We start from the raw sequence: 9,111 nt of genomic DNA on the forward strand, positions 1-9,111 counted from the left end.
CCCCGCGGCGCACCCGAGGTCGCGCCGGTCAGCCGGGGAGCGGACGAGGCGCGGCCGGGAAGCGGCCGCTCCGGACGGCCCGGCGCGCCCCGCACGGTGCCGGATCCGCGGCCGGCCCACCGCCGTCGTGACTGCGACTCCCGTGACCGCACCCCCGCTCCCGCACGCGTTCCCGTGCCCGCTCCCGCACGCGATCCCCCGCCCGCCAAGTCGCCCGTACGGACCGGCCGCACCGGCGCGTGGGCGGTGAACCCTCACGCGCCGCCGGGCCCTTGGCCGGGTGCGTCACTCCGCGGGCTCGATGAACCCCTGTCCGACCAGCAGCCGGATCGCATCCGGCGTACGGTCCCTGAGCCGCACCGGGTCCTCGCCGACCAGCTGGGCGATGGCGTCCAGGATCCGGCCGGCGGTGAGGCCTCCGTCGCAGACACCCGCGAACCCGGCGCCGACGGTGTCGACCTTCGTGGCCCGTCGCATACCGCGGTTCTGACGGAGCACCACGTGTTCGGGATCCTCCGCACCGGGCAGTCCGACCTGCTCCTGCACCACCTCGTCGACGAGCCGGAAGCGGGCGGCGAGCAGACCCGCGTCGTCCGTCGTCCGCAAGTAGTCCTGGCGGCGGAAATGCGCGCGCACGACCTCGCCGAGCGGCTGCTCGACGGGGTGCGGCCACTCCTCGACGACCACCGAGGGACTGTCGGCGCCGGACTTGCGCAGGGTGATCCAGCCGAAGCCGACGGCTCTGGTCTTGCGGGCCTCGAACTCGTCGAGCCACGCGTTGTACCGGGCCTCGTACTCGCCGGGGTCCCCGCGGTGCGCCCCCGCGTCGCGCAGCCACAGCTCGGCGTACTGCGCGACCTCCTGCACGTCGCGTTGCACGATCCAGGCTTCGCAGCCCGGCGGCACCCAGGAGCGCAGCCGCTCGTGCCAGTCCTCGCCCTCGACGTGCTGCCAGTTGGCGAGGAACTGCGCGTATCCCCCGTCGTTCAGCCGGTCTCCCGCCTCCCTGACCAGGGTCCGGCACAGGTCGTCGCCGCCCATGCCGCCGTCCCGGTAGGTCAGCCGGGCTCCTTCGGCGGGGCGCGGCGAGATGACGAAGGGCGGGTTCGACACGATCAGGTCGAAGGTCTCGTCCGCGACCGGCTCGAAGAGGGAGCCCTGCCGCAGATCCGCCTCGTGGGCCCCGGAGAGCGCGAGCGTGAGCCGGGCGAATCCCAGCGCCCTCGGGTTGAGGTCGGTGGCGGTGACCCGGGTGGCGTGCTGCGCGGCGTGGAGCGCCTGGATGCCGGAGCCGGTGCCGAGGTCGAGCGCCTTCGCGACCGGCGTACGCACCGTGATGCCGGCCAGTGTCGTGGAGGCGCCGCCGACACCGAGCACCACCTGCTCGTCCTTGCTGCCGATGCCTCCCGCGCCGCCGACGGCGCACCCGAGGTCGGAGACGATCCACCAGTCCTCGCCGGCCGGCCCGCCGTACGGCCGGACGTCGACCGTCGCCCGCACCTGCTCCCCGTCCCGCGTCAGCCAGCCGTCGCCCAGGGCCTCCTCGACGGGCAGCGCGGCCCGCGCCCGTTGGTAGGGCACGGGGCGTTGCAGCAGGAACAGCCGGACGAGTGTCTCCAGCGGCCCGCCGCCCCGTGTGGCGCGCAGGGCGGGCACGGCCTCGCTGCGCGCGAGCGCGGCGTACGCGGGCCCCCCGAGCAGCTCGAGGAGCCCGTCGGCGGTGAATCCGGCGACGAGCAACGCCTCGCGCAGGCGTACGACATGGTCCGGATCGGGCACAGGCAGCGCATTGGTCCTCACGCGGTCCATTCTGACGGTCCTCGCCGTCAATGCCGATGGGCCCGGCGCCCCTGAGGGTGCCGGGCCCGTCGTGCGCCGCGGTGCCGGGCGGAACCCGTGCGCGGCGGCGTCCGTGGACCGGTCAGGCTCCGGGCGAGGCGGAGGCCGGTCCAGCGCCCGACGGGCGCTGGCAGCCGGTCTGCTTGGCCATGGCCTGCCCCACGTCGCCGGACTGGAGCTTCTTCAGCGCGTCGTCGCCGCTCTGGCTGAGCTTCTCCAGGTCGTCGGCGACGCCCTTGAGGCCGTCCGCGAACTTCGCCTGGTCCTTGGTGTCGAGCTCGTCGACCTTCGCCCTCAGCTCGGCATACGCCTTGGAGGTGCCGTTGAGTTCCGCGACGGCCTCCTTCTGGGTCTTCGCGCCGTTCTCGACGGGCGGCGCGCCCGCGTTGTTCACGGCCTTGCCCAGGGCCGCGTACGCGTCGGAGATCTTCTGGAAGGCCGCCGAGTCGGTCTTCTGGACGTCCTCCGGCGTGCTGTTGTCCGCGGTCGCCTCCTGGATGGAGGTGTTGGCGCTCTCGATGTTCTTGAGCTGTGGCTGGACCTGGTCACAGACCTTCTTGGCCCAGTCGTTGGCCTTGTCGTCGCTGTTGTCCTCGCTGCTGCAGCCGGTCAGCCCCGTCAACGCCAGTACCAGTACCGCGCCGCCGGACAGTGCGGCTGAAAGCTTCTTGTTCACCGGGTTGGTCCCTTCCATGGCTCTCGGCCCCGGAACATACACGCCATGTGGGCGACATCCGTGTACCGCCTGACCGATATCAGATGAATTACATCCATTCGCACCAGGGAGACGAGGGTCACGGGACTTGCGCGGAAAAGGCCGACGGGCGGGTGGCGCACACCGCTGTGTGCGCCACCCGCCCGTCCTGTGACCTGGCGGTACGAACCGCGTGGGGCAGCTGTCAGCCGACCGCCGCCGGATCGGCCGGCTTGGCCACCCGCTCGGAGTTGTCTTCGTCACCCATGGCGATGCCGCGCCGCTTGGAGACGTAGACGGCCCCGACGATCACGACGAACGCGAGGATCGCGATACCGGCCCTGAGCAGCGGGCTGGCGTCGTCCCCGTAGCTGAACTGCACGATCGCCGGGGCGATCAGCAGTGCCACCAGGTTCATGACCTTCAGCAGCGGGTTGATGGCGGGACCGGCGGTGTCCTTGAACGGGTCGCCGACGGTGTCCCCGATGACGGTCGCGGCATGGGCCTCGCTGCCCTTGCCCCCGTAGTTGCCGTCCTCGACCATCTTCTTCGCGTTGTCCCAGGCGCCGCCCGAGTTGGCGAGGAAGACGGCCATCAGCGTGCCGGTGCCGATCGCGCCCGCGAGGTACGCGCCGAGGGCCCCGACCCCCAGTGTGAAGCCGACGGCAATGGGAGCCAGGACAGCGAGCAGACCCGGCGTGGCCAGCTCCCGGAGCGCGTCCCTCGTGCAGATGTCGACCACCCGTCCGTACTCGGGCTTCTCGGTGTAGTCCATGATCCCGGGGTGCTCGCGGAACTGCCGCCGCACCTCGAAGACCACGGAACCGGCCGATCGCGACACGGCGTTGATGGCGAGCCCCGAGAAGAGGAACACCACCGCGGCGCCCAGCATCAGGCCCACCAGGTTGTTCGGCTGCGAGATGTCCAGGCTGAGGGTCATCTCCCCGGCCTTGGCACCGACGTCCTGGACGGCCGTCGCGATGGCGTCGCGATAGGAGCCGTACAGCGCCGCCGCGGCCAGCACGGCGGTGGCGATGGCGATGCCCTTGGTGATGGCCTTCGTGGTGTTGCCGACGGCGTCCAGGTCGGTGAGCACCTGGGCGCCCGCGCCCTGGACGTCGCCGGACATCTCGGCGATGCCCTGCGCGTTGTCGGAGACCGGGCCGAAGGTGTCCATGGCGACGATGACCCCGACGGTGGTGAGCAGGCCGGTGCCGGCCAGCGCCACCGCGAACAGCGCCAGCATGATCGACGTACCGCCGAGGAGGAACGCGCCGTACACCCCGAGGCCGATCAGCATCGCGGTGTAGACGGCGGACTCCAGACCGATGGAGATGCCGGCCAGGACGACGGTGGCGGGTCCCGTGAGCGAGGACTTGCCGATGTCGCGGACCGGGCGGCGGGTCGTCTCGGTGAAGTAGCCGGTCAGCTGCTGGATCAGCGCCGCGAGGACGATGCCGATGGCCACGGCGACGAGCGCGAACACCCGCGGGTCCCCGTCGTGGCCGACGATGTCGCTGTCCGTGACTCCCTTCAGGTCGGCGAACGTGGACGGCAGGTAGACGAAGACCGCGACCGCCACGAGGGCGAGCGAGATCACCGCGGAGATGAAGAAGCCGCGGTTGATCGCCGTCATGCCGCTGCGGTCGGCCCTGCGCGGGGCGACCGCGAAGATGCCGATCATCGCGGTGATCACGCCGATCGCCGGAACGAGCAGCGGGAAGGCGAGACCGGAGTCGCCGAAGGCGACCTTGCCGAGAATCAGGGCGGCCACCAGGGTCACGGCGTACGACTCGAAGAGGTCGGCCGCCATTCCCGCACAGTCGCCAACGTTGTCGCCCACGTTGTCGGCGATGGTCGCGGCATTGCGCGGATCGTCCTCCGGAATGCCCTGCTCGACCTTGCCGACCAGGTCGGCGCCGACGTCGGCGGCCTTGGTGAAGATACCGCCGCCCACTCGCATGAACATCGCGATCAGGGCGGCACCGAGGCCGAAGCCCTCCAGCACCTTGGGCGCGTCCGCCGCGTAGACCAGCACGACGCAGGAGGCACCCAGCAGGCCGAGACCCACAGTGAACATGCCGACCACGCCGCCGGTGCGGAACGCGATTTTCATCGCCTTGTGCGAGACCTCGGTCAAATCCCTGGCGGGTTCGCCCTCGGCCGGGGTGGCTTCACGGGCCGCGGCCGCGACACGCACATTGCTGCGCACCGCCAGCCACATGCCGATGTAGCCGGTCGCCGCGGAGAACACGGCGCCCACCAAGAAGAACGCGCTGCGTCCCGCGCGCTGTGACCAACTGTCCGCGGGCAGCAGCATGAGCAGGAAGAACACGACCACGGCGAATACTCCGAGCGTGCGCAGCTGACGCGCGAGATAGGCATTCGCGCCTTCCTGCACCGCCGCCGCGATCTTCTTCATGCTGTCGGTGCCCTCGTTCGCGGCGAGCACCTGGCGCACGAGCACCACGGCGACCGCCAGTGCCGCCAGTGCCACGACGGCGATCACCGCCACCAGGAGCCGGTTGCCATCGGTCAGTACGGCCGCCGCGAGGGCCGAGGAATGATCCGTCAGATCCGCAGGATCTGTCAGATCCATGGGTTGAGGGGAAGAAAGCCCCGCCATTCGTCCTCCTTGACGTCTGGGCTGAGCTTGAGATGTGGACGGATTCTAGAGATCAGCCCCTGATCAAAACAGACCGCGACAAACGGAATCGGCCTTGTTTTGCCGACCAGCAAAATGATCGCACTCCGCCGAACCCCCCGAAAGGGCCAATGGGGGAAACATGTTGACCCATGTCGACCATGGAAACAGAGATCAATTCATGATCTGTTGATGATCGGAAAAAATGAAAAAGGCCCTGCTCAGCAGGGCCGGAAATGAAGTGGATCAGCGCACGGCACCGTCGGGCACGATGGGCCAGCTCATGCGGATGAGACCGCCGGCCTCGCCGGAGGTGACCTCAACGTCGTCCACGAGCCCGCTGATGACGGCCAGGCCCATCTCGTCCTCGCCGTCCGCGTCCTCCGGCCCACCGCCCGAAGCGGAACCGGCGCCTGAACCGCCCGCCACGCCGGAGGCGGCGGGGGCCGGTGCCTCGTCGCCGACCTCGATGGAGAAGGTCTTCTCCTCCTCCGTCAGCGCGACACGTACGGGGGCCGTGATCCCATGGCTCTGATGGAGCCCCACGGCACGGGTGCAGGCCTCGCCGACAGCGAGTCTCACCTCGTCCAGCACAGCCTCGTCCACCCCGGCCCTGCGCGCCACGGCCGCCGCCACAAGGCGGGCGGTCCTGACATGCTCCGGCAGAGCACTGAAGCGGAGTTCGACGGTGGCCATGCCATCCCCCTCAGACGTACGAATGCATCCAGGGGGCCGGGCTCCAGCGGCCCGTGACCCCCCGCTCCCCGGGCCGAAGCCCGGGGACCGGATCAGTCGGTGGCCGCGACGGCGTCGTCGACCGAGGCGTGAATCGGGAACACCTTGGTCAGGCCGGTGATGCGGAAGATCTTCAGAATGCGCTCCTGGTTGCAGACCAGACGGAGCGAACCCTCATGGGCACGCACCCGCTTCAGTCCGCCCACCAGCACGCCGAGTCCGGTGGAGTCGAGGAAGTCCACGCCCTCCATGTCGACGACCAGGTGGTAACTGCCGTCGTTCACCAACTCGACCAGCTGCTCGCGCAGCTTGGGCGCCGTATATACATCGATCTCGCCACCGACCTCGACGACCGTGCGGTCGCCGACGGTCCGGGTCGACAGGGACAGGTCCACGAATCCTCCAGCACCTTCATGCTATCGAGCCGTCGCCCCCTGGGGCCTCCCCACCGAAGGTAGGGGACGGATCGGCAGCCGCGATGGCATTCAATCACTTACCGGCAGGCGTCGACGACGCCTTGAGGTCATTGTCCGTCACGCCAGTGACACACTCGATGCCGATGGCCAACAACCAACTGCCGCCGAGCGATGGCGAACGCCCTTCTCCCCGCAGCGTGCTCGACCGGCTCGCCTCCGGGCCAGGCAGAGCTGACCGCATCACTCATACGGAGCACTTGCCCCCGCGTACGGGCAGGCATGCCGTCTGGCCCGATCGGATCCGGCCGGAAGTGATCGCCGCGATCCAGCGGGCCGGGATCGACCATCCGTGGGCCCATCAGGCCCTCGCCGCCGAGCACGCCCTCGACGGCGAGAGCGTGGTCGTCGCCACCGGTACCGCGTCCGGCAAGTCACTGGCCTATCTCGCCCCCGTGCTGTCCGCCCTCCTGGACGGCTCCGAGGTCCCCACCCGGGAAGCACGGCGGCGCGAACCGCTCCCGCGGGACGGCGGCGGCCGGGCGGGCGGGCGAGGCACCACCGCGCTCTACCTGGCCCCCACCAAGGCCCTGGCCGCCGACCAGCGGCGCGCCGTCCGCGATCTGGCGTCCCCGCTGGGCAACCGGGTGCGGCCCGCCGTCTACGACGGGGACACCCCGGTCGAGGAACGCGAGTGGGTGCGGCAGTACGCCAACTACGTGCTCACCAACCCCGACATGCTGCACCGCGGGATACTCCCCTCCCACCCGCGCTGGTCCTCCTTCCTGCGCGCCCTGCGCTATGTCGTCGTCGACGAGTGCCACACCTACCGCGGGGTCTTCGGCTCCCACGTCGCCCAGGTGCTGCGGCGGCTGCGCCGCCTGTGCGCCCGCTACGGCTCCGATCCCGTCTTCCTGCTCGCCTCCGCCACCGCCGCCGACCCCGCGGTCGCCGGACACCGGCTCACCGGGTTGCCGGTGGTGGAGATCGCCGAGGACGCCTCCCCGCGCGGCGAACTCGTCTTCGCCCTGTGGGAGCCGCCGCTCACCGAACTGTCCGGTGAGAAGGGCGCCCCCGTACGCCGCACCGCCACGGCGGAGACCGCCGACCTGCTCACCGACCTGACCGTGCAGGGGGTGCGCACGGTCGCCTTCGTACGCTCACGGCGCGGCGCCGAACTGATCGCGGTGATCACCCAGGAGCGGCTGAGGGAGGTCGACCGTTCGCTGCCCAAGCGGGTCGCCGCCTACCGGGGCGGCTACCTGCCCGAGGAGCGCCGGGCCCTGGAGCGCGCCCTGCACTCGGGTGAACTGCTCGGGCTGGCCGCCACCACCGCCCTGGAACTGGGCGTCGACGTCTCCGGCCTCGACGCGGTCCTCATCGCCGGCTACCCCGGCACCCGGGCGTCCCTGTGGCAGCAGGCCGGCCGCGCCGGCCGCTCCGGGCAGGGCGCGCTGGCGATCCTCGTCGCCCGCGACGACCCCCTGGACACCTACCTGGTGCACCACCCGGAGGCGCTGTTCCAGCAGCCCGTGGAGTCCACCGTCCTCGATCCCGACAATCCGTACGTGCTCGCCCCCCATCTGTGCGCTGCCGCGGCGGAACTGCCGCTGACCGACGACGACCTGGAACTCTTCGGGCCCGCGGCGGCCGGTCTGATGCCGCAGCTGGAGGCCGCGAAGCTGCTGCGACGGCGGGCGACGGCCTGGCACTGGACGCGCCGCGAGCGGGCCTGCGACCTCGCCGACATCCGGGGCGGCGGCGGTCGGCCCGTCCAGGTCGTGGAGGCCTCCACGGGCCGCCTCCTCGGCACCGTCGACGAGTCCGCGTCACACGCCGCCGTGCACGACGGGGCCGTCCACCTCCACCAGGGCCGCACCTATGTGGTGAAGCACCTGGACCTGGAGGACTCCGTGGCCCTCGTGGAGCAGGCCGACCCGCCCTATTCGACCGTCGCCCGCGACACCACCTCCATCTCCGTCCTCGAGACCGACACCGAGATCCCCTGGGGCGGGGCCCGGCTCTGCTACGGGTCCGTCGAGGTCACCAACCAGGTCGTCTCCTACCTGCGCCGCAAACTGATCACGGGAGAGGTGCTCGGCGAGTCCAGGCTCGACCTGCCGCCCCGCACCCTGCGCACGCGTGCGGTGTGGTGGACGGTCACCGACGACCAGCTCGACGCCGCACGCGTCAATCCCGAGCAGCTGGGCGGCGCGCTCCACGCCGCGGAACACGCCTCCATCGGGATGCTGCCGCTCTTCGCGACCTGTGACCGCTGGGACATCGGCGGTGTCTCCGTCCCGCTTCACCCGGACACCCTCCTGCCGACCGTCTTCGTCTACGACGGACACCCCGGCGGCGCCGGCTTCGCGGAACGCGCCTTCCACACCGCGCGCGCCTGGCTCACCGCGACCCGCGAGGCCATCGCCTCCTGCGAGTGCGACGCCGGATGCCCGTCCTGCATCCAGTCCCCGAAATGCGGCAACGGCAACGAGCCCCTGCACAAGCGGGGAGCCGTGCGGCTCCTCGGCGAGCTCCTGAAGGGCGCCCCGGACCCGGCGGGCGCTCACGGTTCCGCCTGACGGCCCCCCTGCATGCCCCCGCGGACGGCACCTTCGGTCCGGCACGCGGCGTCCGGCAGGCGCTCCGGGCGGCACGCACTCCCGGCGGACGGCGCCGTCCGCCGACCCGGCCCGGAACGACCGGCCCGGCCGGGGCGGGCCGGCCGGGGCGGGGCGGGCCGGCCGGGCCCGAGGACGTGACCGGAGACGGACGGGGACGTGACC

At 71.3% G+C, this 9,111-nt stretch carries 6 protein-coding genes; 1 reads left to right on the top strand and 5 read right to left on the bottom strand.

Annotated features, from left to right (window positions below):
• Positions 1–285 precede the first annotated feature (285 nt).
• From GUY61_RS29990 to bldG, 5 genes are all read right to left on the bottom strand, one after another.
• A complete protein-coding gene (locus GUY61_RS29990; RefSeq protein ID WP_166633387.1) occupies positions 286–1,809 on the bottom strand; it encodes a methyltransferase in 1,524 nt (507 codons plus the stop codon).
• A gap of 112 nt (positions 1,810–1,921) precedes the next feature.
• Positions 1,922–2,515, bottom strand: coding sequence for a small secreted protein (locus GUY61_RS29995; RefSeq protein ID WP_166633388.1), 594 nt, complete (start codon positions 2,513–2,515; stop codon positions 1,922–1,924).
• 223 nt (positions 2,516–2,738) lie between these two features.
• Positions 2,739–5,159, bottom strand: coding sequence for a sodium-translocating pyrophosphatase (locus GUY61_RS30000; RefSeq protein ID WP_166633389.1), 2,421 nt, complete (start codon positions 5,157–5,159; stop codon positions 2,739–2,741).
• Positions 5,160–5,423: 264 nt separating this feature from the next.
• Positions 5,424–5,873: an ATP-binding protein gene (locus GUY61_RS30005; protein ID WP_166633390.1), complete on the bottom strand. Its 450-nt coding sequence runs from the start codon at positions 5,871–5,873 to the stop codon at positions 5,424–5,426.
• Between the two features lie 92 nt (positions 5,874–5,965).
• Positions 5,966–6,307: an anti-sigma factor antagonist BldG gene (gene bldG / locus GUY61_RS30010; RefSeq protein WP_166633391.1), complete on the bottom strand. Its 342-nt coding sequence runs from the start codon at positions 6,305–6,307 to the stop codon at positions 5,966–5,968.
• 83 nt (positions 6,308–6,390) lie between these two features.
• On the opposite strand from bldG, the gene GUY61_RS30015 reads away from it, so the two are divergent.
• Entirely contained in the window at positions 6,391–8,907 is a 2,517-nt protein-coding gene (locus GUY61_RS30015) for a DEAD/DEAH box helicase (RefSeq protein ID WP_166633392.1), read from the top strand.
• The last annotated feature ends 204 nt before the right edge of the window (positions 8,908–9,111 follow it).

It is taken from the genome of Streptomyces sp. GC420, from assembly GCF_009916105.1.
GTDB lineage: Bacteria > Actinomycetota > Actinomycetes > Streptomycetales > Streptomycetaceae > Streptomyces.

Coding starts and splice junctions, on each gene's coding strand:
- GUY61_RS29990 (WP_166633387.1), bottom strand. CDS start 1,809: ATGGACCGCGTGAGGACCAATGCGCTGCCTGTGCCCGATCCGGACCAT.
- GUY61_RS30000 (WP_166633389.1), bottom strand. CDS start 5,159: ATGGCGGGGCTTTCTTCCCCTCAACCCATGGATCTGACAGATCCTGCG.
- GUY61_RS30005 (WP_166633390.1), bottom strand. CDS start 5,873: ATGGCCACCGTCGAACTCCGCTTCAGTGCTCTGCCGGAGCATGTCAGG.
- GUY61_RS30015 (WP_166633392.1), top strand. CDS start 6,391: ATGGCATTCAATCACTTACCGGCAGGCGTCGACGACGCCTTGAGGTCA.